Annotated in this window: 8 protein-coding genes and 2 pseudogenes; 1 reads left to right on the forward strand and 9 read right to left on the reverse strand. The window is 74.8% G+C overall.

Going from position 1 to position 26,417, the window contains the following annotated elements; genetic code table 11:
* Positions 1–5: 5 nt before the first annotated feature.
* From mce to ACGFIW_RS24650, 7 genes and pseudogenes are all read right to left on the reverse strand, one after another.
* Positions 6–452 carry a methylmalonyl-CoA epimerase gene (gene mce, locus ACGFIW_RS24620; RefSeq protein WP_393320123.1) on the reverse strand — a complete coding sequence of 149 codons (447 nt, stop codon included), beginning with the start codon at positions 450–452 and terminating at the stop codon, positions 6–8.
* 60 nt (positions 453–512) lie between these two features.
* A pseudogene (gene meaB, locus ACGFIW_RS24625) lies at positions 513–1,475 on the reverse strand (methylmalonyl Co-A mutase-associated GTPase MeaB); the annotation flags it as partial.
* Positions 1,472–3,616, reverse strand: coding sequence for a methylmalonyl-CoA mutase (gene scpA / locus ACGFIW_RS24630; RefSeq protein WP_393320126.1), 2,145 nt, complete (start codon positions 3,614–3,616; stop codon positions 1,472–1,474). The gene scpA and the pseudogene meaB, both read right to left, overlap by 4 nt.
* Before the next feature lie 44 nt (positions 3,617–3,660).
* The gene (locus tag ACGFIW_RS24635) at positions 3,661–5,466 is read right to left on the reverse strand and encodes a methylmalonyl-CoA mutase subunit beta (protein WP_393319991.1); all 1,806 of its coding nucleotides are present in this window, start codon (positions 5,464–5,466) and stop codon (positions 3,661–3,663) included.
* Positions 5,463–5,732: a DUF5988 family protein gene (locus tag ACGFIW_RS24640; protein ID WP_393319994.1), complete on the reverse strand. Its 270-nt coding sequence runs from the start codon at positions 5,730–5,732 to the stop codon at positions 5,463–5,465. The genes ACGFIW_RS24635 and ACGFIW_RS24640 overlap by 4 nt, the downstream gene beginning before the upstream one ends.
* A gap of 26 nt (positions 5,733–5,758) precedes the next feature.
* Complete coding sequence (locus ACGFIW_RS24645) at positions 5,759–15,022, reverse strand: SDR family NAD(P)-dependent oxidoreductase (protein ID WP_393319996.1); 9,264 nt, start codon at positions 15,020–15,022, stop codon at positions 5,759–5,761.
* A 379-nt stretch (positions 15,023–15,401) separates the two neighbouring features.
* Complete coding sequence (locus ACGFIW_RS24650; protein WP_393319998.1) at positions 15,402–16,043, reverse strand: TetR family transcriptional regulator; 642 nt, start codon at positions 16,041–16,043, stop codon at positions 15,402–15,404.
* Between the two features lie 82 nt (positions 16,044–16,125).
* Here ACGFIW_RS24650 and ACGFIW_RS24655 point away from each other — a divergent pair, with 82 nt between their 5' ends.
* On the forward strand, positions 16,126–18,321 hold the full coding sequence (locus tag ACGFIW_RS24655; RefSeq protein WP_393320001.1) for an MMPL family transporter: 2,196 nt from the start codon (positions 16,126–16,128) through the stop codon (positions 18,319–18,321).
* A gap of 345 nt (positions 18,322–18,666) precedes the next feature.
* Here the strand turns inward: ACGFIW_RS24655 and ACGFIW_RS24660 are convergent, their stop codons facing one another.
* Both ACGFIW_RS24660 and ACGFIW_RS24665 read right to left on the reverse strand, forming a co-directional pair.
* Positions 18,667–19,434 carry a thioesterase II family protein gene (locus tag ACGFIW_RS24660; RefSeq protein WP_393320003.1) on the reverse strand — a complete coding sequence of 256 codons (768 nt, stop codon included), beginning with the start codon at positions 19,432–19,434 and terminating at the stop codon, positions 18,667–18,669.
* Between the two features lie 29 nt (positions 19,435–19,463).
* A pseudogene (locus ACGFIW_RS24665) lies at positions 19,464–26,390 on the reverse strand (type I polyketide synthase); the annotation flags it as partial.
* Positions 26,391–26,417: the final 27 nt, after the last annotated feature.

Raw genomic sequence — 26,417 nt, forward strand, 5'->3', positions numbered from 1 at the left:
GGTCGCTACTCGGGACGGTGTGGCTGCACCAGCTCGACCAGGACGCCGCCCGCCGAGCGCGGGTGCACGAAGTTGACCAGGGAGCCGGCCGTGCCCGTCCGCGGGGCCTCGTACAGCAGTTGTGCTCCCCGTTCCCGCAACAGCTCGCTCGCCGCCTCGATGTCGGCGACCTCATAGGCCACCTGCTGCACGCCGGGGCCGCGCCGGTCGAGGAACCGCGCGATCGGTGACTGCTCGGAGAGCGGTGCCAGCAACTGCACGCGCGCCCCACCCGGCTCGCCGACCTCCAGCATCGCCTCCTGAACCCCCTGTTCCTGGTTTTCCTCGCGGTGCACGCAGCGCATGCCGAAGACGTCTGTGTAATAGGCGATCGCCTGGTCCAGGTCCGCCACCGCGACACCGACATGGTCGATGCCCCGCAGGCCCAGGGCGTTGTCGTTCTGGTACGGCATCTCGTGTGGCCTTTCGTGTGTTGAGGGAAAGCGATCCCGGGGTACCAGCAGGGCGGCAAGCCGTTCCGCGGCGTCCGCCGGGCCGAGCTGACCGGCCCGGACCGCCCGTTCCAGCGACGTGCGGGCGGCGGCGAGGACGGGATGGGTGGTGACCAGGTCCTGGACGGTGGCGTGCAGCACCGTTCGCATGCGCGCGACCGCCTGCTCCCGGCGGCGGCCGGCCAGCGCACCGGAGGCGGCCAGGCCGTCGTGGTGGCCGCGGACCCGGTCCCAGACCTCGGCGATGCCGGATCCGTCGCGGGCGCTGCAGGTCAGCACCGGCGGAGTGGTCCGGCCGGTCGAACGCGGCAGCAGCCGGCGAGCCCCGGCGATCTCCCGGGCGGCGCGCCGGGCGGCGTCGGCGCCCGGCCCGTCGGCCTTGTTGACGGCGATCACGTCGGCGCGTTCCAGGACACCCATCTTGATGCCCTGGATGTCGTCGCCGGCACCGGCCACGGCCAGCAGCAGAAAGGTGTCCACCAGGTCGGCGACGAGCGTCTCGGCCTGGCCGACGCCGACGGTCTCCACGATCACCACGTCGTACCCGGCCGCCTCCACCACGGCGATCGCGTGCTGGGTGCTGCGGGCGACCCCGCCCAGCGCACCGGCGCTCGGGGTGGGCCGCACGTAGGCCGCCGGGTCGGCGGCCAGCCGCGCCATCCGGGTCCGGTCGCCGAGGATGCTGCCGCCGGTGCGTTCCGACGACGGGTCCACGGCGAGCACCGCGACCCGGTGCCCGGCGGCGGTCAGGTGGGAGCCGAGCGCGTCGATGAACGTGGACTTGCCCGCGCCGGGCACACCTGTCACGCCGACCCGGTGGGCACGGCCGGGCCGCACGGACAACAGTTCGAGCAGCCGCCGGGCGGCGTCGCGGTCGGCCGCCCGCGCCGACTCGACCAGGGTGATCGCGCGCGCCACCGCGACCCGCTGCCCGGCCAGCACCCCGGCGGCGTACGCGTCGGCGTCCACCGCGCGGCGGGTCACCGGAGATCGCCGCCCGCGACGTCCCCGGTCCGGTGCCCGAGCCGGGCCGCCAGTTCCGCCACCAGCGTCACCGCCGCCTCGGCCAGCACGGTGCCGGGCACGAAGATCGCCGCGGCGCCGGCCGCGCGCAGCGGCTCGTGGTCGTCCGCCGGGATCACCCCGCCCACCACGATCATGATGTCCGGGCCGCCCAGGTCGACAAGCTCGCGGCGCAGCTCGGGCACCAGCGCGAGGTGGCCGGCGGCGAGCGAACTGACGCCGACGATGTGCACGTCGGCGTCGACGGCCTGGCGGGCCACCTCGGCCGGGGTCTGGAACAAAGGTCCGATGTCGACGTCGAAGCCGAGGTCGGCGAACGCGGTGGCGACCACCTTCTGGCCCCGGTCATGGCCGTCCTGACCGACCTTGGCGATCAGGATGCGCGGGCGGCGGCCCTCGGCGCGCGCGAACGCGTCGGTCGCGGCCCGGGCGGCGTCGACCGCACCGGTGTCGCCGGCCTCCGACCGGTACACCCCGGACACGGTACGGATCCGCGCGACGTGCCGGCCGTACACCCGCTCGAGCGCGTCGGACATCTCGCCGACCGTGGCGCCGGCGCGGGCCGCGTCGACCGCCCGGGCGAGCAGGTTGTCCGAGAGGCCCGCGCCACGCGCGCCGGATTCGGCCCGGCCGGCGGCGCCGGTGAGAGCGGCCAGGGCGGCCGTGCAGGCGGCGTTGTCGCGCTGCTCGCGCAGGGTGGCGAGGTGGGCGATCTGCTGGCGGCGGACCGCGGAGTTGTCGACCTTGCGGACCTCGATCTGCTCCTCGGTCTCCGGCCGGTACCGGTTCACCCCAATGATCGGCTGCCGGCCCGAGTCGATGCGGGCCTGGGCGCGGGCGGCCGCCTCCTCGATGCGCAGCTTGGGCAGTCCCTCGTCGATGGCCGCGGCCATGCCACCGGCGGCCTCCACCTCGGCCAGGTGCTCCGAGGCCCGGGCGGCCAGGTCGTGGGTGAGTCGTTCGACGTACGCGCTGCCGCCCCACGGATCGATGACGCGGGCGGTGCCGGACTCCTGTTGCAGCAGCAACTGCGTGTTGCGGGCGATCCGGGCGGAAAACTCGGTGGGCAGCGCGAGCGCCTCGTCCAGCGCGTTGGTGTGCAGCGACTGGGTGTGCCCCTGGGTCGCGGCCATCGCCTCCACGCACGTCCGTACCACGTTGTTGTACACGTCCTGCGCGGTCAGCGACCAACCGGACGTCTGGCAGTGCGCGCGCAGGCTCAGCGACCGGGGATCGGTGGCGCCGAACCCGCCCACCAGCCGCGCCCACAGCAGCCGGGCGGCGCGCAGCTTCGCCACCTCCATGAAGAAGGGCATGCCGACACCCCAGAAGAACGACAGGCGGGGTGCGAACGCGTCCACCTCCAGCCCGGCACGGCGACCGGCGCGCAGGTACTCCACCCCGTCGGCCAGCGTGTAGGCCAGTTCGAGGTCGGCGGTGGCACCGGCCTCCTGCATGTGGTAGCCGGAGATGGAGATCGAGTTGAACTTCGGCATGCGCGCCGCGGTGAAGGCGAACACGTCCGAGATGATCTGCATGGACGGGCCGGGCGGGTGGATGTACGTGTTGCGGACCATGAACTCCTTGAGGATGTCGTTCTGGATGGTCCCGGCCAGCTTCTCCGGCGGTACGCCCTGCTCCTCCCCCGCCACGATGTAGAGGGCCAGGATCGGCAGCACCGCGCCGTTCATCGTCATCGACACACTGGTCCGGTCCAGCGGGATGCCGTCGAACAGCTGCCGCATGTCCAGGATGGAGTCGATGGCGACCCCGGCCATGCCGACGTCACCGGCCACCCGCGGGTGGTCCGAGTCGTACCCACGGTGGGTGGCCAGGTCGAAGGCGACGGACAGGCCCTTCTGCCCGGCGGCGAGATTGCGGCGGTAGAACGCGTTCGACTCCTCCGCGGTGGAGAAGCCGGCGTACTGCCGGATCGTCCACGGCTGCGTCGTGTACATCGTCGGGTAGGGCCCGCGCAGGTAGGGTGGTAGGCCCGGCATGGTGGTCAGGTCCAGGCCGTCGAGGTCGGCGGCGGCGTACGCGCCGCGCACCGTGATCCCCTCCGGGGTGAGCCACTCGCCGCCGTCCGCGGCTACCGTCACCGGCGCCGGCCGTTCGCCGAGCGCCAGTCCGGTGAAGTCCGGGATCACTGTGCCACCCCCAGGTCGGTCAAGGTGACCGTGAGCGCCGCCACGACGTCACAGCCGGTGTACAGATACCCGTGTACGTCGGGATGGTCGCCGGGCGGGCCGGCGCACCACACCCGGGTCGCGGCGGCGGACACCAGCGCGGCGGCGATCGGGCCGACCGCGTCCCGGTCCGCGTCCGGGCCGCACAGGCACGCCACCGGCAGGCCACTGTCGACGAACAACTTGGCGATCGTCTCCGGATCGGCGGAACCGTCGGCCTCGGTGACCGCGATGCCACCGGCCGCGAACAGGTTCGTCACGAACGCGACCCGGGCCGCCCGGGCGGCGGGCGAGCCGTTCGGCACGAGGAACACCGTCGGGCGGGCACCGGTCGCCCGGAAGTGTGCGTCGGAGCGGTCCCGCAGCTCCTCGAACACCGTGGCGTGCCATCGGACCGGCAACCCACCACCGGCCCGGGTGACCACCGGGGCGGCCGGTCGGACCGGCAACCGTTCGCCGAGGTCCGGGAACTCGCTCACCCCGGTGATCGGGTCGGCCCGCCGGGCGATGTTCGCCGACCGGGCCGTCCAGGTCTCGTCGTACCAGCCGGCGAGCAGGCCGGAGTCCACGGCCGCGGCCATCCCGCCGGCCCGCTCGATCTCGACGAAACGCTCCCAGGCCCGTAGTGCGAGGGCCTCGGTGCGCGACTCGACGTACCAGGAGCCGGCGGCCGGATCGGCGACGCGCGCCAGGTGGGCCTCCTCGCGCAACAGCGCGTGGGTGTTGCGGGCGAGACGGCGGGCGGTCTCGCCCGGCGGCCCGAGGCACGAGTCGTAGGGTCGCACGGTGATCACGTCGGCGCCCCCGGTGGCGGCCGCGAACGCGGCGACCGTGGTGCGCAGGATGTTCGTCCACGGATCCCGCACGGTCATCATCGCCGCCGAGGTGACGGCGTGCTGCCGCTGCCGGCCGTGCCCGGCGGCGCCGCAGGCCTCGGCGACCCGGGCCCACAGCCGGCGGGCGGCCCGCAGCTTCGCGATGGTGGCGAACTGGTCCGCGGTGGCCGCGTAGCGGAACTCGATCCGGTCCAGCGCCGCCGCGGCGCCGAGCCCGGCGTCCGTCATCATCCGCAGGTACGCCACGCCGGTCGCCAGGGACGCCGCCAGCTCGTCGGCGTCCGACGCGCCAGCGTCGTGGTGCACTGTCGCGTCGACCATCGCCGCCCGCATGCCGGGCAGTTCCACCTCGCACCGGCGGGCCAGCGCGGCGAGCGCGCCGGAGTCGCCCGGTTCGCCGGTGCGGGCGTGTTCGGCCAGCGGATCGGCGCCGAACCCGCCCCGCAGGGCGGTGCCCGGCACGCCGCGGCGACGGGCCAGATCCAGCCAGATGGCCGCCGCGACCATCGGCTGGTCGCCCGCGTCGAAGGTGACCGCGACCCGGTCGAGGGGAATCGGGTCGGCCGCCTCGCCGAGCCGGTCCAGGCCCAGCGCCCCGTCGCCGACGGTCAGCCAGAGCGCGGTGACGTCGTTGCCGAGGTCGTTCGCGATCGCCGCGGCGACGACCGCCGGGTCCGGATCGGCGTGCCGCTGGCACACCTCCCACGCACCGGGCCGTACGCCGGACGGGCGCACGGCGGGCGGACCGACGTACAGGGGTGCGATCGTCAGGCCGTCGTAGGTGGTGTGCGACAGCCGGGTCTCGACGTCGTCGGGCGTGTCGTCCGGACCCGCCCGGCCGCCCTTGCGCAGCGCGCCCAGCGCCGCTCGCCGCCACTGGGCGGCAAGCGGCGAGTCCACGGGCGGGCCGACCGGCACGGCAGTCACTCGGCCACCCGGGTACGGGTCGTCCACCGGAACACCACCGGACCGCCGCGCACCAGCGGGTCGCCGGTGTCCGGGCCGCGTTCGAAGTGCTCGTAGCCGCCGTAGTGCGCGATCTTGACCTTCTGCTCCGTCCGGGGCACCCGGTGGCTGCGCAGATGGGCCGGGAACGAGGTGGGTCCGCCTTCGAGGACGGCGTCGATCAGGTCGGAGTCGATGCCGAGCGCTGTCGCGTCGCCGTCGATGGTGGGATCTACTTGGTACGTCACAGCACAACCTCCGCAGGGGTCGGGACTCAGTCGAGACCGAGCTCCTTCTCGATGAGCGCGAACATCTCGTCGTCGGTGGCGGCCGCCAGCTCGTCCTCGAGCGTGGCGGCGTCGGCGGTGGCCCCATCGAACTCGCGGAGCAGCAGCCGGAGCCGGTCGGCTATCTCGTCGCGGCCGGCCGCGTCGGCGACGATGCCGGCGAGGCGGGACCGCAACCGGTCGAGGTCGGACAGCACCGCGGACGCGCTTCCGTCCGACTCCGCGGCGAGGTCGTCCGGCGCCGCGGGGAACAGGTCCAGGTGGAGCCGGTCGGCCAGGAGCGCCGGCGTGGGGTGCCGGAAGATCACCGTGCTGGGCAGCCGCAGCCCGGTGGCCGTATTGATCCGGTTGCGCAGTTCGACGGCGGTCAGCGAGTCGAACCCGACCTCCCGGAACGGCCGGTCCGGCCCGATGTCCCGGACCGTGCCGTGGCGCAGCACCGTGGCGGCGTGCGTGCGCACCAGATCGAGCAACGCGTGCCGCCGGTCCTCGGGTGCGGCGGCGGCCAACCGGGCGGCGAGAGCGGTCCCGGTGTCCGCCTCCGCGGCACCGGCGGGCGGGGCGGTGGCGCGGCGTCGGGCCGGCCCGACCAGCCCGCGCAGGACGGCCGGAAGCTCCCCCGCGCCCGCGTCCGCCGCGATCGCGCCGAGGTCGAGGCGTGCGGTGACCAGGTGCGGCGCCCCGTCGGCGAGGGCGGCGTCGAAGAGTGCCAGGCCGGTCGCGGAATCCAGCGGCGCCACCCCGGCACCGGCCAGCCGGCCGACGTCGCGCCCGCCCAGGTGCCCGGTCATTCCGCTCGCCTCCCGCCACAGCCCCCAGGCCAGCGACACGGCCGGGCGGCCGGCGGCCCGGCGGCGGCGGGCGACGGCGTCCAGTGCGGCGTTCGCGGCGGCGTAGTTGCCCTGACCGGCGGTGCCGAGCGTGCCGGCAACCGACGAGAACAGCACGAACGCGTCCAGATCGAGATCCTCGGTGAGCGCGTCGAGGTGCGCCGCGGCGTCGGACTTCGCCCGGACCACCCGGTGCACCTGCTCGGTGGTCAGTGACTCGACGAGCCCGTCGTCGAGGACACCTGCCGCGTGCACGACACCGCCGAGCGGGCGGTCCGCCGGGATCTCGGCGAGCGTACGGCGCAACGCGTCCCGGTCGGCCGCATCGCAGGCGGCGATCCGGACGTCGGCGCCGAGCGCGGTCAACTCCGCGGTCAGTTCCGCGGCGCCCTCGGCGGCCGGACCACGCCTGCTGGTGAGCAGCAGGTGGCGGACGCCGTGCCGGGTGACCAGGTGCCGGGCCAGCAGACCGCCGAGCGTGCCGGTGCCACCGGTGATCAGGACCGTCCGGCCGGGATCCCACGGCCGGGGCAGGGTGAGGACGATCTTGCCGGGCTGGGTGGCACCGCGCAGCGTCTCCAGCGCCTCGGGCGCGGACCGGACGTCCCAGGTGGTGATGCCGGGCGGGCGCAACCGGCCCGCGGCGAACAACTCCGCCAGGGTGCGCAGCGCCGCGCCCACCCGGTCGGCGGGCTCGGTGAGCAGGTCGAAGTGCCGGTAGTCGACGCCGGGATGGGCTGCCGCGACGTCGGCCGGGTCACGGACGTCGGTCCGGCCCATCTCGACGAAGCGTCCGCCGCGCGGCAGCAGCGCCAGCGACGCGTCGGTGAACTCGCCGCTGAGGGCGTTCATCACCACGTCCACCCCGGCGCCGCCGGTGGCGGCCAGGAACCGGTCGCGGAAGTCCAGGTCGCGGGTCGAGGCGATGTGGTCCGCGGGCAGCCCGAGCGCGCGCAACAGGTGCTGTTTGGCGGGGGCGGCGGTGGCGAACACCTCCGCACCGGCGTGCTGGGCCACCTGCACGGCGGCCTGGCCGAGGCCGCCGGTGGCGGCGTGCACCAGGATCCGGTCACCGGGCCGCAACGCGGCGAGCTCGACGAGGCCGAGCCAGGCGGTGACGAACACCACCGGCACGGCAGCCGCCTGCACCGGGGTCCAGCCCGGCGGCACCGGCACGACCGTGCGGGCGTCGGCCACGGCGACGTCCGCGATCGCGTCTGGGAACAGGCCCATCACGCGGTCACCGACCGCGACGTCGGTGACGCCGGGGCCCGTCTCCAGCACGGTGCCGGACCCCTCCAGCCCGATGCCGTCGTGCCCCGGGATCATGCCGAGCGCCACCAGGACGTTGCGGAAGTTGAGGCCGGCGGCGGCCACCCGGATCCGGATCCAGCCGGCGTCGAGGGGCGCCGCCGCGGCCGGCGCGGGCAGCGGCGCCACGTGGTCGAGAGTGCCGCGCCCGGTGAGCCCGAGCCGCCAGGGCCCCGCAGCCGGCAGGTCGAGCGGCGGCCGGTGGCCGGCGCGTACCAGCCGGGGCACCGCGTGCCGGCCGGCCGTGACCCGCAGTTCCGGCTCGCCGGTGGCGAGCGCGGCGCGCACGGCGGGGTGGTCGGCGAGGAACCGGTCCGGTTCGGGGGTGTGCAGGATCAGGAACCGGCCCGGGTGCTCCCGCTGGGCGGTCCGGATCAGGCCGGCGACGGCGGCCTCGGCGGGGCTGTCCCCGCCGATCAACCACACCAGTCGGGTGCCGGCCAGCCGCTCGTCGGCCAGCCAGCCGCGCAGCAGCGCGAGGGCGGTGTCCACCGCACCGGTGACCGTTTCCGGTGTGCCCACCGGGGCGATGACCGAGGCGGGCGGCGGGCCGGTGAGCGTGCCGGTGTCGGTCGCCCCGGCGGGCAGCACGACCCAGTCGCCGGTGCCGGCGGCCGGTTCGGTCGGGATCCAGTCGAGGCGGTACAGGTCGGTGGTCGTGGCGGCGAGGTCGGGGGCGTCGCGCAGGACGAGGGACTCCACGGTGGCCAGCGGCCGTCCGGTGCCGTCCCAGACGGACAGCGTGACCGCGTCGGGACCGGCCGGGCGTAGGCGTACCCGCGCGGTGGCGACGCCGGTGGCGTGCACCTGCACGCCGGTGAACGCGAACGGCAGCGCCGGCCGGTGGTGCGGTCCCCCGACCCGGCCGAGCAGCGCGGTGTGCAGGCAGGCGTCGAGCAGGGCCGGGTGCACGGCGTACCCGGAGGTCGTGGGCTCCTCGCCGGCCGGCAGGGCGACCTCGGCGTAGACGTCCTCACCGTCACGCCAGGCGGCGCGGAGGCCGCGGAACGACGGCCCGTACTGGTACCCGAGCCCGGCGAGGTCGGCGTAGAGCGTGTCGACCGGGACGGACCCGGCAGGTGGCGGCCACGCGACGTCGAGGTCCGCCCCGGGTCCGGTGGCCGGTGCGAGCACGCCGGTGGCGTGGCAGGTCCAGGGCGCGTCCGCGGTCGGCCGGGAGTGCACGGTGACCGGCCGGCGACCGGTGCCGTCCTCGGCGGCGCCGGCCACGACCTGCAGGGACAGCCCACCCCGCTCGGGCAGCACGAGCGGCGCCTGGAGGGTCAGCTCGGCGAGCGTGCGGCAGCCGCTCTCCTCGCCGGCACGCAGGGCGAGCTCGACGAGGGCGGCGCCGGGCAGCAGGACGACGTCGGCCACCGCGTGGTCGGGGATCCAGGCCACGGTGTCCCGGGACACCTCGCCGGTGAGCACCGCCCCGCCGCCGCCGGCCAGCGGGGTGACGGTGGCGGTGAGCGGGTGCGCGGGCGCAGTCCGGGACGCGGGGGCGGCCGTCATCCAGTAGCGGGTCCGCCGGAACGCGTACGTGGGCAGGTCGGCGGGGCGCGCGCCGGGGTGGCACGGCGTCCAGTCGACGGTGGCGCCGTGTACGTGGGCCTCGGCGAGCGAGCGCACGAACCGCGCGGCACCGCCGTCGTCGCGGCGCAGCGTCCCGACCGCCGTCACGTCCCGTCCGGCGTCGGCGGCGATGTCCGCGATGCCGCCGCCGAGCAGCGGGTGCGTGCTCGCCTCGACGAACAGCCCGTAGCCGTCCGCGACGAGCGCGCGCACCGCGCCGGTGAACTCCACGGTCTGCCGCAGGTTCCGGTACCAGTAGTCGGCGTCCAGAGTGGACGTGTCCACGGCCGTGGCCGTGACGGTGGAGTAGAACGGCACCCGCGACGGTAGCGGGGTGAGGCCCGCGAGCGTCCGGAGCAGTTCGTCCCGCAACACCTCCACCTGGGGCGAGTGGGAGGCGTAGTCGACGGCGATGCGGCGTACCCGTACCCCGTCCCGCTCCCAGCCGGCCAGGAGGTCGTCGACGGCCACCGGATCGCCGGAGACCACCACCGAGTCGGGTGCGTTGACCGCGGCGATCGCGACCCGGTCGTCCAGCCGGGCCCGGACGTCCGCGGCCGGCAGGTTGACCGACGCCATCGCACCGCTGCTGGCCAGCTTCGCCGCGATCACCTGGCTGCGCAGGCCGACCACCCGGGCACCATCGGCGAGCGACAACGCCCCCGCGACCACCGCCGCCGCGATCTCCCCCTGCGAGTGACCGACCACCGCCGCCGGGGTGACACCGAACGACTCCCACAACCGGGCGAGGGACACCATCACCGCCCAGGACGCCGGCTGCACCACATCCACCCGCGACAGATCACCCGACAACTCCGCGAGCAGATCCCAACCCACCACCGGCCGCAACGCCTCCGCACACTCGGCCAGCGACTGCGCGAACACCGGAAACGCCTCCGCCAGCTCCAGACCCATGCCCGGCCACTGCGCACCCTGACCGGGGAACACGAACACCGGCCGGCCGGTGCCCGCGACACCCGACACGACCGTGTCCGTGGTCTCCCCGGAGGCGAGGGCGGCGAGCCCGTCGAGCAGCGTCCCGGCGTCGGTCCCGACCACGACGGCGCGATGCCGGTGGTGGTCGCGGGCGGTGGCGAGGGCGAGTCCGACGTCGCCCGCCGGCAGGTCGGTACGCGCCCGGAGGTACGCGTGCAGCCGGGCGGCCTGCCCGGCCAGCGCCTCCGGGTCAGACGCGGAGACCGGCCACGCCGTCGTCGCCCCGGACGGCCCGGTGCGGGTGGGCACCGGATCGGCCGGCGGGGCCTCCTCGATGATCAGGTGGGCGTTCGTGCCGCTGATCCCGAACGAGGACACCCCGGCCCGGCGCGGGCGACCGCGGTCGTGCCACGGACGCGCTTCGGTCAGCAGCGCGACCGGGCCGGCGGACCAGTCGACGTGCGGGGTCGGTTCGGCGGCGTGCAGCGTGCGCGGCAGTCGGCGGTGCCGCATCGCCATCACCATCTTGATCACGCCGCCGACACCGGCCGCCGCCTGGGCATGCCCGATGTTCGACTTCAGCGAGCCGAGGAGGAGCGGGTCGGCGGCGGTTCGGTCGCGCCCGTACGTGGCGAGCAGCGCCTGCGCCTCGATCGGGTCGCCGAGCGTGGTGCCCGTGCCGTGCGCCTCCACGGCGTCCACACCCAGCGCGTCGATCCCGGCGCCGGCCAGCGCCTGCGTGATGACCCGCTGCTGGGCCGCGCCGTTCGGCGCGGTGAGCCCGTTCGAGGCGCCGTCCTGGTTGACGGCGGAGCCGCGGATGACCGCGAGCACCCGCCGGCCGTTGCGGCGCGCGGCGGACAACGGTTCCAGGACCAGCATGCCGACGCCCTCGGCCCAGCCGGTGCCGTCCGCGCCGGCCCCGAATGCCTTGCACCGGCCGTCCGGCGCCAGCCCGCGCTGGCGGCTGAACTCAAGGAACATGCCGGGGCTGGACATCACCGTGACCCCGCCGGCCAGGGCCATGTCGCACTCGCCCTGGCGCAGTGCCTGGGCGGCCAGGTGCAGCGCGACAAGCGACGAGGAGCAGGCGGTGTCCACGGTGACGGCCGGGCCGTGCAGGCCCAGGGTGTACGCGATCCGGCCGGACAGTACGCTGCCGGCGGTGCCGGTGAGCAGCTGACCCTCGAAGCCGTCGGGCGCCTGGTCGAGCCGGGCGCCGTACTCCGGTGCCATGGCGCCGGCGAACACCCCGGTGACGGTGCCGGCCAGGGTCGCCGGTGCGATCCCGGCACGCTCGACGGCCTCCCACGAGGTCTCCAGCAGGACGCGTTGCTGAGGGTCCATCGCGTACGCCTCACGCGGCGAGATGCCGAAGAACCCGGCGTCGAACTCGGTCGCGCCGTCGAGGAAGCCGCCGTGCCGCACGTACGACGTGCCCGGGTGCTCCGGGTCGGGATCGAACAAGGCTTCCAGGTCCCAGCCCCGGTCGTCGGGGAAGCCGGAGATCGCGTCCACGCCGTCGTCGACCAGCCGCCACAGGTCCTCCGGCGACCGGACGCCGCCCGGGAAACGGCAGGCCATGCCGATGACGGCGATCGGCTCGCCCGGTTCGAGCACCGGCCGTTGCGGGCCGGACGGCGTGGCCGGGGCACCGGACAGGTCGGCGCGGAGCCGCTCGGCCAGCGCCGCGGGCGTCGGGTGCGAGAAGAGCGTGTCGGACGGCAGCGTGAGGCCGGTCGCCCGGTTGAGCCGGTCGCGCAGTTCACCGATCATGTGCGAGTCGAACCCGGCGTCCCGGAACGGCACGGCGTCGTCGACCCGGTCCGGGTTCGGCAGGCCGAGCACCGCCGCGGCGTGCGCCCGGACCAGCGTGCGCAGGTCCCCGGGTACGGGCGCCGACGTGGTCCGGGCGGCGGGCGCCTCGGTGTGGGCGGCCGGCGCTGCGGTGTCGGCGGCGGGTGCGGCGGTGTCGGCGGCCGGCGCGGCGGGCGCTTCGGTGTGGGCGGCCGGGGGAAGCCAGTGACGCTCCCGTTGGAAGGCATAGGTGGGCAGAGGGACGCGCCGGGCCCCGGGATACCGGTCGCGCCAGTCCACGCCGAGTCCACCGGCCCAAGCGGCGGCGAGGGCGGTACGGAACCGGGCGGGACCGCCGTCGTCGCGGCGCAACGTCCCGGCCGCGAGGGCCGCCCCCGCGTCCCGGACGGCGCTGGTCAGCACCGGGTGCGAGCTGCACTCCACAAACGCCTGGAAGCCGTCGGCGAGCAGGGCGCGGACCGTGTCGGCGAACTCCACGGTCTGCCGGAGGTTGCGGTACCAGTAGGCGGCGTCCAGTGTGCCGGTGTCCACCACGCCACCGGTGACCGTGGACCAGAACGGCACCCGCGACGGCACGGGCGTAACACCGGCGAGCGCGTCGAGCAGTTCCTCGCGCAGCGGCTCGACCTGCGGTGAATGGGACGCGTAGTCGACCGCGACGCGCCGGACCCGGACACCCTCGCCGGTCCAGCCGGCGACCAGACGGTCCACCGCGGCCGGCTCGCCGGAGACCACCACCGAGCCGGGGGCGTTGACGACCGCGATCGCGACCTCGGGCGGAAGGTCGCCGCGGACCCGCTCGGCGGGCAGGTCGACGGAGGCCATCGCACCGCTGCCGGCCAGCCGCGCCGCGATCACCCGGCTGCGGAGACCGACGACCCGGGCACCGTCCTGCAGCGACAGCGCGCCCGCGACGACGGCGGCCGCGATCTCACCCTGCGAGTGCCCGATCACGGCGGCCGGGCGTACGCCGCAGGACTCCCAGAGCCGTGCCAGGGACACCATCACCGCCCACGAGGCGGGCTGCACCACGTCGACCCGGGACAGGTCCCCGGCCAACTCCGCGTGCAGGTCCCAGTCGACCACCTGACGCAACGCCTCGGCGCACTCGGCGAGGGATTCGGCGAACACCGGGTACGCCTCGGCGAGTGCCAGGCCCATGCCCGCCCACTGCGCGCCCTGCCCCGGGAACACGAACACCGGACGGTCCGCGCCCGGCGACACGACGTCCTCCACCACGGCGGGCGCGGGAAGTCCGGCGGCCAGCGCGTCCAGGGCCATCATGAGTTCCGCCCGGTCGGCGCCGATCAGGGCGGCCCGGTGGCGGAAGGCGGTGCGGGTGACGGCCAGCGAATATCCGACGTCGGCCACCGCCGCGGCGGGATGCGCGACCAGGTGACGCCGCAACCGGTCGGCCTGGTCCCGCAGCGCGTGGGCGCTGGTGGCGGACAGGATCCAGGGTTGGGTCCGGCCGGCGTCCGGCTCGGCGGTCCCGGCCCCTTCCAGCCACACACCGGCGTGTCCGGCGACGACCACGTGGCAGTTGGTGCCACCGAGGCCGAACGAGGACACGCCGGCCAGCGGTGCCGGGCCGGGAGCGGGCCACGCGCCGCCGCGAGTGTGGACGCGCAGGTTGAGCACATCCAGCGGGACATCCGCACGGGGTCGTTCGAAGTGCAGGCTCGGCGGCAGCTCCCGGTGGTGCACGCTGAGGATCACCTTGAGCAGACCGGCGATCCCGGCCGCGCCCTCCAGGTGGCCGATGTTGGTCTTGACCGAGCCGACCGGAAGCGGGTCACCGGCCGGCCGGGCCGACCCGAGAACCGCGCCCAGGGCGGCGGCCTCGACCGGATCCCCGGCCGGTGTTCCGGTGCCGTGCAGCTCGACATAGTGCACGGCGGCCGGATCCGTCCCGGCCCGCCGGTGGGCCAGGCGGAGAACCTCCTCCTGGGCGGCCCGCTGCGGTTCGCCGAGGGCGCCGCCACCACCGTCGTTGTTGACGGCCGACCCGCGCAGCACGGCGTACACCCGGTCGCCGTCGGCGAGCGCCTGGTCGAGGACCTTCAGCACCAGCACCACGCCGCCCTCACCGCGCACGTAGCCGTCGGCCCGCGCGTCGAAGGTGTGGCACCGGCCGGTGGGCGACAGCGCGCCCATCCGCGCGGAGGTGGCCGTGGAGCCCGGCCCGGCGATGAGGTTGACGCCACCCACGATCGCGGTCGTGGCCTCGCCCCGGCGCAGTGCCTCACCGGCCAGGTGCACGGCCACCAGGGACGACGACTGTCCGCTGTCGACGGTGAGGCTGGGGCCGGTGAGGCCGAGCACGTACGACAGCCGGTTGGCGAGCATGGCTCGGCGGGTGCCGGTGAACGAGTGGTGGTTGAGCCCGTCCGCGCCGCGCCGCTGCGTCAGGTCGTGGTAGTCGTCCCAGATCGCGGCGGTCAGCACGGCGGTCCGGCTGCCCCGCAGGCTGCCCGGCACGGTGCCGGCGTCCTCCAGCGCCTCCCAGGCGAGCTCCAGCAGGAGCCGCTGCTGCGGGTCGACGTTCGCGGCCTCCCGTGGGGAGATGCCGAAGAACTCCGGGTCGAACGTGTCGATCCGGTCGAGGAACCCCGCCCGCGGCGGCAGGCCCGGCTGGTCCCGGCGGCCCTCGCCGGGCACCGTCACCGCGTCCGTCCCGGTGCGCAGCAGCTCCCAGAACCGGCCCGGGTCCGGCGCGCCGGGCAGCCGGCAGGCGATGCCGGTCACCGCGATGTGCGCGTCGGCGAAGTCGCTCGTCATTCCGTCAGCTCCCCGCTGGATTCCCTCAGCTGCCCGTCCGGCCGAAGCCGGCCGCCGCCGCAGGCGCCGGTGGACCGGCGGGCTACGGCGACCGTGGGGTAGCGAGTCGATTCTGCGGGTGGGGCGGGACGCGGAGCCCTAGTGCGGTCCCCCGGCCAGACCCCAGACATCGACCCTGGCCGCGCCGAGAATCACCTGGCCAGGCACCGTCGGCCCACAGGCCACGGACCCGAGGCCACCGGGCCAGGGGTCACCGGGCTGGGGTCACTCCGCCGCAGGCTGCTCCGCCGCGGGTCACTCCGCCGCCGGGCCGCCCCGCCGCCGGGCCGCCGGGCCGCGGGTCACTCCGCCGCGGGCCGCTCCGCCGCCGGGCCGCGGGTCACTCCGCCGCGGGCCGCTCCGCCGCCGGGCCGAGGGAGCGGATGCCGTCGAGGGCTACGCGGGTGGCGCTCAGCAGCACCCGCAGCAGTTCCTCCGGCGACGGGTTGCGGGCGAAGGTGGTGAACGCGACGGTGACCATCGAGCCGACCAGGGCGCCGACCGCGGCCGCCGCATCACCCTCCGACAGCTCACCGGGGAAGGCGGTCAGCAGCGCCGCGGTCAGCTGGTGCTGCGCGGAGACCATGCGGCGCAGCACCCCGGCCTGCAACGCCGGCGTGGACAGCACCACGTGCACCCGGCGGACGGCCAGGTCACCGGTCAGGTCGCGGGTCGCCGCGCCGGAGGTCACCGCCGTGCGCAGTGCGCGCAGCAGCACGTCGGCCACGGCCTCCCCGGGGTGCCGCTCGGCGACCAGCGCGGCGATCTCGTCGACCCGCGACTGCGAGTCGGCGAACAAGATGTCCTCTTTGCCAGGGAAGTAGGCGAAGAACGTGCGTGGCGCGATGTCGGCGGCGGCGGCGATCTCGGCGATGGTCGTCTCGTCGTACCCCTTGCTGGAGACGAGCTCGACCGCCGCGGTGATCAGCGCCGCGCGCGTGCGCCGCTTCTTGCGTTCGCGCAGGCCGATTGGTTGTGTCACGCAACCAACTCTACTCTTCTGACACTCGGTAAATAAACGCACTCGTTGCATATTTGCACCGAATGCTGTATCCCTGAAAGGCATGGAACGCCCACTGGACCGGCTCGGTCGCCTCTGCGCGCGACACCCCTGGCGGACCCTCCTCCTCTGGCTGTTCGCGGCCGGCGTGCTGCTCGGGGTCGGCCAGACGGCCGGGAGCACGTTCGTCAACGACTTCCGGGTGCCCGGCACCGAATCCCAGAAGGCCACCGACGTGGCCCGGGAACACTTCCCGACCTACGGCGTGGTGAGCGCGACGATCGTCTGGCGCGCCGAGGGGGGCAACCTGCAGGATCCGGCGCGGCAGGCCGCGGTGGGGCAGATGATCACCGCGATCCGCGGTCAGGAGGACGTGGCGGCGGTGGACGATCCGTTCCCGAGCCCGGACGGACGCGCCGCGATGGTCAACGTCGACTACGGCAAGGAGTTGGGCGAGCTCGACGGCACCCACTACGACCGGCTGCGCGAGGCCGCCAAGCCGGCCGAGGCCGCCGGCCTGCAGGTCGAGTACCGCGGCGCGGTCGTCGACCTGGGCACCGAACCCACCACGTCCGCCGCCGAACTGGTCGGCGTCGGGGCCGCCCTGCTCGTGCTGATCATCGCGTTCGGGTCGCTGGTCGCCGCCGGGCTGCCGCTCCTCGTCGCCGGCGTCGGAATCGTGGTCGGCACCGCGATCGTCCTGCTCGTCGGCCTGTTCGTCGACATCCCCTCGTCCGCGCCGATCATCGCGGTGATGCTCGGTCTCGGCGCCGGCATCGACTACGCCCTGTTCGTGCTCAGCCGGTTCCGGGCGAATCTCGCCCATCACGAGGAACCGGTGCACGCCGCCGGGCACGCCACCGCGGCCGCCGGGCACGCGGTGGTGTTCGCGGGCGGCACGGTCGTGGTGGCCATCCTCGGCCTGAGCTTCGCGGGCATTCCCTTCGTCGGCGCGATGGGTGTCGCCGGCGCGGTGACGGTGGCAGTGATGGTCGTTGCCGCGATCACGCTGCTGCCGGCACTGCTCGGCCTGCTGGGGCACCGGGTCAACTCGCTGGCCATCCCGAAGCTGTCGCGCCGGACCCGGGCGGCGGGCCCCGCCGACCCGGACGACGAGAGCGGCCCGACGTACCGCTGGGGCCGGCACGTGCAACGCTTCCGCGTGCTCTACGCGTTGCTGGCGACCGCCTTCCTGCTGGTGCTGTCCTCGCCGGTGCTGTCCCTGCGGCTGGGCACGCCGGACGACGGCATCCAGCCCGCCAAGAACACCCAGCGGCAGGCGTACGACCTGATCGCCGAGCACTACGGGCCGGGCTGGAACGCGCCGCTGGTGCTCACCGTGACCGGCGCGGACGAGACCGGCCTGGCCACGCTGGCCCGCACGCTCGCGGCCGACCCCGACGTCGAGCTGGTGACGCCGCCGGCCCTCAGCCAGGACGACGGCGGGGTCGCGCTGGTCACGGCCATCCCCCGGTACGCCCCGCAGGACCAGGAGGTGTCCGACCTGGTCCACCGCATCCGGGACACGATCGGGCCCGAGGCGTTGGCCGCGTCCGGTGGTACGGCGCTGGTCGGTGGCGCGACGGCGGTGGTGATCGACATGGCCGACGTGGTCGGTGAGCGGCTGCCCTGGGTGATCCTGGCCGTGGTCGGCGCGGGCATGCTGCTGTTGCTGCTGATGTTCCGGGCGCCGGTGGTCGCGCTGAAGGCCGCGGTGATGACGCTGCTGTCGATCGGTGTGTCGTTCGGCGTCATCATCGCCATGTTCCAGTGGGGCTGGGGCCTGGACCTGCTCGGCATCGACAAGACGGTGCCCATCATGTCCGCGGTCCCGATGATCCTGTTCGCCGTGCTGTTCGGACTGTCGATGGACTACGAGGTGTTCCTGCTCTCCGCGGTCCGCGAGTCGTACGACAAAGATGGTGATCCGCACCGCGCCGTGGTGGTCGGCATCGGCACCACGGCGCGGGTCATCTCGGCGGCGGCGATCATCATGGCGTGTGTCTTCCTGAGCTTCGTCTCGGTTCCCGAGACGTTGATCCAGATGATCGGTATCGGCCTGGCCACCGCCGTCATCATGGATGCCACGGTGATTCGGATGGTGCTGGTGCCGGCCGTGATGAGCCTGCTCGGCAACGCGGCCTGGTGGCGCCCCGGGCGCGGCCGGCCCCGCCCCGCCCCGGTGGTCGGTGCCGGCGGCGGGCCGGAGCCGGCGCCGGAGTCGTCGCCAGGCACGACGGATGAGAGCCAGCGGGTCTGACCAGCCCGCGCCGCCGGTCAGGCCCCTGCCGACCCCCTTCGGTGGTCTGACCGGCGCTCCCGTGGCCCGGGTCGCCTCATCGGCGCCCGGGCCACACAGCCTGCCACGGCAGCAAGCCGGCACGGCACAGGAGGCAGCGCGCCAACACCCCCGCACGCCATCCGCCAGCCGCCAGCCGCCAGCCTGGTACTCCAGCAGGCCAGCAACGGACCGCCGGCAGGCCAGCAACGGACCGCCGGCAGGCCAGCAACGGACCGCCGGACGCGGTCGCGTCCGGCGGTCCGGTCTCTTGTCGAATTCAGTCGTGGCGCGTGTGGCTGCCGTGGCGGCAAGCGGGGTGCCCGGTCACGGCAGGACCGGGGCGGTGAACGACGTGACGGCGGCGCGGATCGCGGCCGCGACGTCGGGCCAGCGGTTGTTCAGGTAGAAGTGGCCGCCGGGGAACGTGCGCAGGTCGAACGCGCCGGTGGTGTGCTCCCGCCAGGCCCGGACATGGTCGACCGAGGCCCGGTGGTCGTCCTCGCCGACCAACGCGGTGACCGGGCAGTCGAGTTCGCGGCCCGGCCGGTGCCGGTAGGTCTCGATGGCCCGGTAGTCGGCACGCAGCGCCGGCAGGATCATCTCCAGCAGCTCCGCGTCTTCGAGCAGGGCGGCGGCGGTACCGCTGAGCTGCCGCACCTCGGCGATGAGCGCCTGGTCGCCACGGCGGTGCAGACTCTCCTCGACGTGTAGCGAGGGAGCCCGCCGACCGGACACGATGAGGCCGGCCGGCGGGACGCCGTCGCGCTCCAACCGGCGGCCAACCTCGTACCCGATCACCGCTCCCATGCTGTGCCCGAACAGCACAAGCGGCCGGTCCGTCCACGTGGTGAGTTCGGCGTGGATCCGTTCGGCCAACTCGTCGATCGTGACCAGCGGCGGTTCGCTGCGCCGCTCCTGGCGACCGGGGTACTGCACGGCGAACACGTCGACGGTGGCACCGAGGTGGACGCTGAGCGGGTGGTAGAACGAGCCGGACCCGCCCGCGTGCGGCAGGCACAGCAGGCGCGGCCGGTCGCCGTGCTGCGTGCCCAGCTTCTGAATCCATCGGCTGGTACGGAGATCGTGCGACATGACGTCCTTCCCGAAGGTGGCGGAGCGGTTCACTCGGCAGCGACGCCGCTGAGGAGTCCGTCCAGCGGGGTACGCAGCCAGTAGCGTTCCCGCTGGAAGGGGTATGTGGGCAGGTCGACCAGCCGGCCGGCGGCGGTGCCGAGCACCCGGGCCCAGTCGACCGGCGCCCCGGCGACGTGCAGAGCCGCGAGCGTGCGCAGTATGCCGTCGTCCGGCACGCCGGCCCGGACGGTGACGCCGTCCTCGGCGACGGTCACGGTGTCCGCGTCCCACGCGTCGGCCAGGTCGTCGGGCCCGGTGGGCGACAGCACCTGCAACACCGGCGTCCGCCAGCCGTCGGCCGGGGCCGGCCGTCCCTCGGCGAGCGCGGCCAGGAGTCGCGCCGCGTCCTGGGGTTCGACGGCCTCGGCGGCGAGGGCCGCGGCGATCGCGCCGGGGCCCCGCCCGGTGACCGCGGTGACCGGCACACCCACGTACCGCAGCAGCGTGAACTGGGCGTACTCGACCGCCAGGGAAGCCGCGTGGGCCAGCATCGAACCGGGTGCGGGTGGCTGCTCGTCACCGTCGAGCAGCACGTCGAGCAACGGCCGGTCGAGGATCGGGTCGAGGTGCGCGGCGACGACGTCGACCGCGTCCGCGAAGGGCCGATATGTGGCGTGCAGCCGCCGGACCGCGTCCGCGTCGACCGGTTCCCCGGGGAACACGCAGGTCACCGCCGGCTCGTTCGGGGGTGCCTCGCCGGACACCGCGGTCGTGTCCGGGTGGCCGGCCGCGACGGCGGCGAGGCCGTCGAGCAGTCCGGCACGCCCGGTGGCGAGCAGCACGGTCCGGTGCGGGTGCGGGGAGCGGCCCACGGCCTGGGTCCAGGCGACGTCCGCCACGGCCAGGGCCGGCCGCGCGGCGAGATGGCCGTGCAGCCGGGCGGCCTGGGCGCGCAGCGCGGCGTCGTCGCGCGCGGACAGCACGACCGGGACCACCTGGGGCGGGTTCGTGACCGTCCGCTCCGGACGGTCGGCCTGCTCCGTGCTGTCGCCCTGCTCCAGGATGACGTGGACCTTCGTGCCGCTGGCGCCGAACGACGAGACGCCGGCCCGACGCGGGCGGCCGGTCGCCGGCCAGGGCACCGTCTTGGTCAGCAGCCGGACGCCGCCCGCGGTCCAGTCGACGTAACCGCTCGGCTCGTCGGAGTGCAGCGATCGCGGCAGGATGCCGTACCGCATGGACTGCACGGTCTTGATCACCCCGACCACGCCGGACGCGGCCTGCGGGTGTCCGAGGTTCGACTTGACCGTGCCGAGCCAGAGTGGCCGGCTGGGGTCACGGCCGGCGCCGTAGACCGCCATCAGGGCCTCGGCCTCGATCGGGTCGCCGAGCGGGGTGCCGGTGCCGTGTCCCTCGACGACGTCGACGTCGGCGGGCGTGAGACCGGCGTTCGTGAGGGCCTGGCGGATGACGCGGCGTTGCGACGGGCCGTTGGGCGCGCCCAGGCCGTTGCCGCCTCCGTTGTGGTTGACGGCGGTGCCGCGGATCACCGCGAGGACGGGGTGGCCGGCGCGGCGGGCCGCGGAGAGTCGTTCGACGACGAGCACGCCGGCGCCTTCGCCCCATCCGGTGCCGTCGGCGGCCTCGGAGTAGGACTTGCAGCGCCCGTCGCCGGCGGCGCCGACCCCCATGTCGGGTGAGACGGCGGGGTTCGCGAGCACGGACGCGCCGCCGGCGAGCGCCAGGTCGCACTCGCCGGCCCGGACCGCCTGCACGGCCAGGTGCAGCGCGACGGCGGAGGACGAGCAGCCGGTGTCGAGGGTCAGCACCGGGCCCTCCAGGCCGAGTGCGTAGGCGATCCGTCCGGCGGCGAGCGCCGGGGAGATGCCGCCGCTGAGGTGCGGCCGGGTGTCCTCGGGCACCTCCTGCATGCCGGTCCAGTAGCCCTGGGAGAAGGTGCCGACGAACACGCCGACGGACTCACCGCTCAGGGTCCGGGGTGCGATGCCGGCGCGTTCGATCGCCTCCCAGGACATCTCCAGCAGCAGCCGGTGCTGCGGGTCCATGGCGAGCGCCTCGTGGCCGGGGATGCCGAAGAACCCGGCGTCGAACGAGGCGGCGTCGCGCAGGAAGCCGCCCTGGCGGACGAAACGCATGCCGGGCACGTCGACGCCGGCGGCGACAAGCGTCTCGACGTCCCAGCCGCGGTCGGTCGGTAGCCCGCCGACCGCGTCACGTTCGTCGGCGACGAGCTGCCACAGGTCGTCGGGGGTGTCGGCGCCGCCGGGCAGCCGGCAGCTCATGCCGACGATGACGACCGGGTCGTCGCCGGTCGCGGCTGCCGTCGTCGGCGGTTCCGGGACGCCTGCCGGCTCGTTCCCGCCGGTCGCGATCGTCCGGAGATGGCGGGCCAGCGCGTCGGGTGTCGGGTGGTCGAAGACGACGGTGGCCGGCAGTTTCAGGCCGGTGACGGTGCTCAGCCGGTTTCGCAGCTCGACCGAGGTGAGCGAGTCGAAGCCGAGCTCCCGGAACGGGCGGCCGCCGTGCACCGCGTCCGGCGAGCCGTGACCGAGTACGGCGGCGACCTGGCCGCGTACCAGGTCCAGGACGGCGCGGTCGCGTTCGGCCTCGGGCAGCCCGGCGAGCCGGTCGGCCAGCGGGGTGCCGCCCGCGGCCGGGTCCGGGCCGGTCGCGGCACCCTCGCCGGCGAGCAGCCGCCGGACGTCGGTCAGCTCACGCAGGAACGGGCGCGGCCGGCTGGCAAGCTCGCGGGCACCGGCGGCGATCCGCTCCCACTCGATCAGGGCCAGTGCCACCACCGTCTCGTCGTGGTCGAGCACCTCGCCGAGGGCGCGCAACGCGGTGGGCGGGTCGATCTCGGAACCGCCGCGGCGGCGCAGCTGGGCCTCGGCGGCGCCGGACGCGATGCCGCCGCCGGACCAGTGCCCCCAGGCGATCGAGGTGGCGGGCCGGCCGCCGGCACGGCGGGCGCGGGCCAGGGCGTCGAGGAAGGCGTTGCCGGGCGCGTAGTTGCCCTGCCCGGCGACGCCGAAGGTGCCGGCGAACGACGAGAACAGCACGAAGGCGGTCAGGTCGAGGTCACGGGTCAGCTCGTCCAGGTGCACGGCGCCGAGGGCCTTGACCCGCAGCACCCGGTCGAGCTGGCCGGGGGTGAGCGCGTCGAGGACGCCGTCGTCCAGCACGGCTGCGGTGTGCACGACGGCGCGTAGCGGGTACTCGGCCGGCACGCCGGCCAGGACGGCGGCGAGCGCGGCCCGGTCGGCGACGTCGCAGGCGCTGATGGTGACCCGTGCGCCCAGCTCGGTCAGCTCGCGGCGCAGGTCGTCGGCGCCGGGCGCGTCCGGGCCGCGGCTGCTGAGCAGCAGCAGGTGCGGTGCGCCACGGCCGGCCAGCCACCGGGCGACGTGCCCGCCGAGCGCGCCGGTGCCGCCGGTGACCAGCACGGTGCCGTCCGGCCGCCAGTCCCGGCGGGGTCGGCCGTCGCCCCAGTCGGCACGGATCAGGCGGTTGCCGTAGACGCCGGACCGGCGGATCGCCACCTGGTCCTCGTCGTCGAGCCCGGCGAGGACGGCGGCCAGCCGGGCGCCCGCCCGGCTGTCGGCGACGGCGGGCAGGTCGACGAGGCCGCCCCAGCGGTGCGGGCTCTCCTCGGCGACCACCCGGCCGAGGCCCCAGACCGTGGCCTGCGCGGGGGCGGTGAGCGGGTCGGAGGCACCGACCGACACGGCGCCACGGGTGGCGCACCAGAACGGCGCGTCGATGTCCACGTCGCCGAGTGCCTGCACCATGGCGAGCGTGCCGGTGAGCCCGCGCGCGGTGGCCGGGTGCTCGGGATGCGGCCGGTCGTCGAGGGGCAGGAGGGACAGCACGCCTGTCACGTCGGGCGTGGCGGCGAGCGTGGCGCGCAGCACGGCGGCGTAGTAGTCGCGACCGGCCCCGGCGTCGAGGGGCAGGCGAACGACGCGGGCGCCGTGGGCGCGGAGTGCGGTCTCGGCGGCGTCGTGCCAGGGGGCGTCGGTGAGCGATTCCGACACGGCGAGCAGCCAGGTGCCGGACAGCACCGGCGTGCCGGACTCGGCGACCGGCCGCCAGGCGGTCTTGTAGCGCCAGGAGTCGATGGTGCTGTGCTCGCGGTGCCGGCGACGCCAGCCGGACAGGGCCGGCAGCACCCGTTCGAGGTCGTCCTGGTCGGTGCGCAGCGAGTCGGCCAGGGACTCCAGGTCCTCCCGTTCGACGGCCTCCCAGAACCGTGCCTCCACCTCGTCGGCGTCGGTGCGGGTCGTGGTCTCCGCCGGGTCGGCATGCAGCCAGTACCGGCTTCGCCGGAAGGGGTAGGTGGGCAGGTCGACGGCCGGGCCGTCACCGACCAGGCCGGTGAGGACGACGGGCACCCCGGTGACGTACGCCTCACCCAGGCTCGTCACGAACCGACGCGCACCACCGTCGTCACGGCGCAACGACCCGACCGCCTCCGGAATGCCGAGGGTCAGCACCGGATGCGAACTGCACTCGATGAACGTGTCGAACCCGTCGGCCCGCAACACCTCCACCGTCGCGGCGAACTCCACCGTCTGCCGCAGATTCCGATACCAATACTCCGCATCCATCGTCGCCGTGTCGAGCACACCACCGGTCACCGTCGAATAGAACGGCACCCGCGACGCACGCGCGGTGACCGACTCCAACACCCGCAGAAGCTCCGCACGCAACACCTCCACCTGCGGTGAATGCGACGCGTAATCCACCGCGACCCGCCGCACCCGCACCCCCGCGGCATCCCACCCCGCCACCAACGCATCAACCTCCGCCGGATCACCCGAGACCACCACCGACGACTCCGCGTTCACCGCCGCCACCGCCACACCACCGGTCAACCCGGCCCGCACCTCGTCCACCGGCAGAGCCACCGCCGCCATCGCACCCCGACCAGCCAACCGCGACGCGATCACCCGACTCCGCAACCCCACCACCCGGGCACCATCAGCAAGCGACAACGCACCCGCCACCACCGCCGCCGCGATCTCCCCCTGCGAATGACCCACCACCGCAGCCGGCGACACACCGAACGACTCCCACAACCGGGCGAGGGACACCATCACCGCCCACGACGCCGGCTGCACCACATCCACCCGCAACAGATCACCCGACAACTCCGCGAGCAGATCCCAACCCACCACCGGCCGCAACGCATCCGCACACTCGGCCAACGCATCCGCGAACACCGGAAACGCCTCCGCCAACTCCAGACCCATCCCGGCCCACTGCGCACCCTGACCCGGGAACACGAACACCGGACGCGACGCCGACGCCGACTCGGCCACGCCGGACACCGCAGGCGTGCCGGCCGCCACGGCGTCCAGGCCGGCGAGCAGTTCCGCCCGGTCCGCCCCGATCACCACCGCGCGGTGCTCAAGGGCGGCCCGGCTGCCGGCCAGGGCCCCGCCGATCTCACGGATGCCCAGGTGGGGCCGGGTCTCCAGGAAGGCGCGGGTCTGCTGGGCGACGCGGATCAGGCTGTCGCCGTCGCGCGCGGTCAGGACCCACGGGACCGGCGCGCCGGTGGGCGCCGGTTCGGTGGGCACCGCCGGGGCGGGCTCCGCCTGTTCGATGATGACGTGCGCGTTGGTGCCGCTGACGCCGAACGACGACACCGCGCCACGGCGGGGCTCGCCGGTCTCCGGCCAGGGCCGGGCCTCGGTGAGCAGGGACACCGCGCCGGATTCCCAGTCGACGTGTGGGGTCGGCTCGTCGACGTGCAGGGTCTTCGGCAGCACACCGTGTTGCAGCGCCATCACGAGCTTGACAACGCCGCCGACACCGGACGCCGCCTGCGCGTGGCCGATGTTCGACTTCAGCGAGCCCAGCCAGAGCGGACGGTCGGTCGCGCGGCCCTGCCCGTAGGTGGCCAGCAGTGCCTGTGCCTCGATCGGGTCGCCCAGCGTCGTGCCGGTGCCGTGCGCCTCCAACAGGTCGATCTGGTCGGTGGTGAGGCGGGCGTTGTCCAGGGCCTGCCGGATGACGCGTTGCTGCGACGGCCCGTTGGGGGCGGTCAGTCCGTTGGACGCGCCGTCCTGGTTGACGGCGGAGCCGCGTACCACCGCGAGGACCCTGTGCCCGTTGCGGCGGGCGTCCGACAGGCGCTCGACCAGCAGCACACCCACGCCCTCGGCCCAGCCCGTCCCGTCGGCCGCGGCGGCGAACGCCTTGCACCGCCCGTCCGGTGCGAGCCCGCGCTGCCGGCTGAACTCCTGGAACACGCCGGGGCTGGACATGATGGTGACGCCGCCGGCCAGCGCCAGGCCGCACTCACCCTGCCGCAGGGACTGCACGGCGAGGTGCAGGGCGACGAGCGAGGAGGAGCAGGCGGTGTCGACGGTGACCGCCGGCCCCTCCAGCCCCAGGGTGTACGCGATGCGGCCGGACACGACGCTGGTGGCGAGGCCGGTCAGGGTGTACCCCTGCACCTCCTGCGGGATCTCCTTCAGATCGGTGGCGTAGCCGGGGCTACCGGCGCCGATGAACACCCCGGTACGGGTGCCCTTGAGCGAGGCGGCGTCGATGCCGGCGCGTTCGATCGCCTCCCAGGCGGCCTGCAGGACCACCCGCTGCTGCGGGTCCATGGCGAGCGCCTCGCGCGGCGAGATGCGGAAGAACTCGGCGTCGAACTCGGCGGCGCTGTGGACGAAGCCTCCCTCCTGCACATAACTGCCGGACTCCGGGTCGGACAGCGCGTCCAGGTCCCAGCCACGGTCACCTGGGAACGACGACATCGCGTCGACCTCGTCGGTCACCAGGTGCCACAGATCCTCGGGAGTGCGGACGCCGCCGGGGTAGCGGCAGGCCATCCCGACGATCGCGACGGGTTCGCTGAGCGCGGCGACAAGTTCCTTGTTCTGCCGCCGCAGGTTCTCCGTCTCCGTCAGCGATGCCCGGAGGGCGTCGACGAGCCGATCGGCCGATGTGGTCATGTTGCGTGCTCC

Origin of the sequence: Micromonospora sp. NPDC048935 (genome assembly GCF_043197875.1) — a bacterium.
Taxonomy (GTDB): Bacteria; Actinomycetota; Actinomycetes; order Mycobacteriales; family Micromonosporaceae; genus Micromonospora.

What these genes read in the sequence shown, in the direction of transcription:
- mce (WP_393320123.1), bottom strand. Translation starts at nt 452, where the DNA reads ATGCCGTACCAGAACGACAACGCCCTGGGCCTGCGGGGCATCGACCAT.
- ACGFIW_RS24645 (WP_393319996.1), bottom strand. Translation starts at nt 15,022, where the DNA reads ATGACGAGCGACTTCGCCGACGCGCACATCGCGGTGACCGGCATCGCC.
- ACGFIW_RS24655 (WP_393320001.1), top strand. Translation starts at nt 16,126, where the DNA reads ATGGAACGCCCACTGGACCGGCTCGGTCGCCTCTGCGCGCGACACCCC.
- ACGFIW_RS24660 (WP_393320003.1), bottom strand. Translation starts at nt 19,434, where the DNA reads ATGTCGCACGATCTCCGTACCAGCCGATGGATTCAGAAGCTGGGCACG.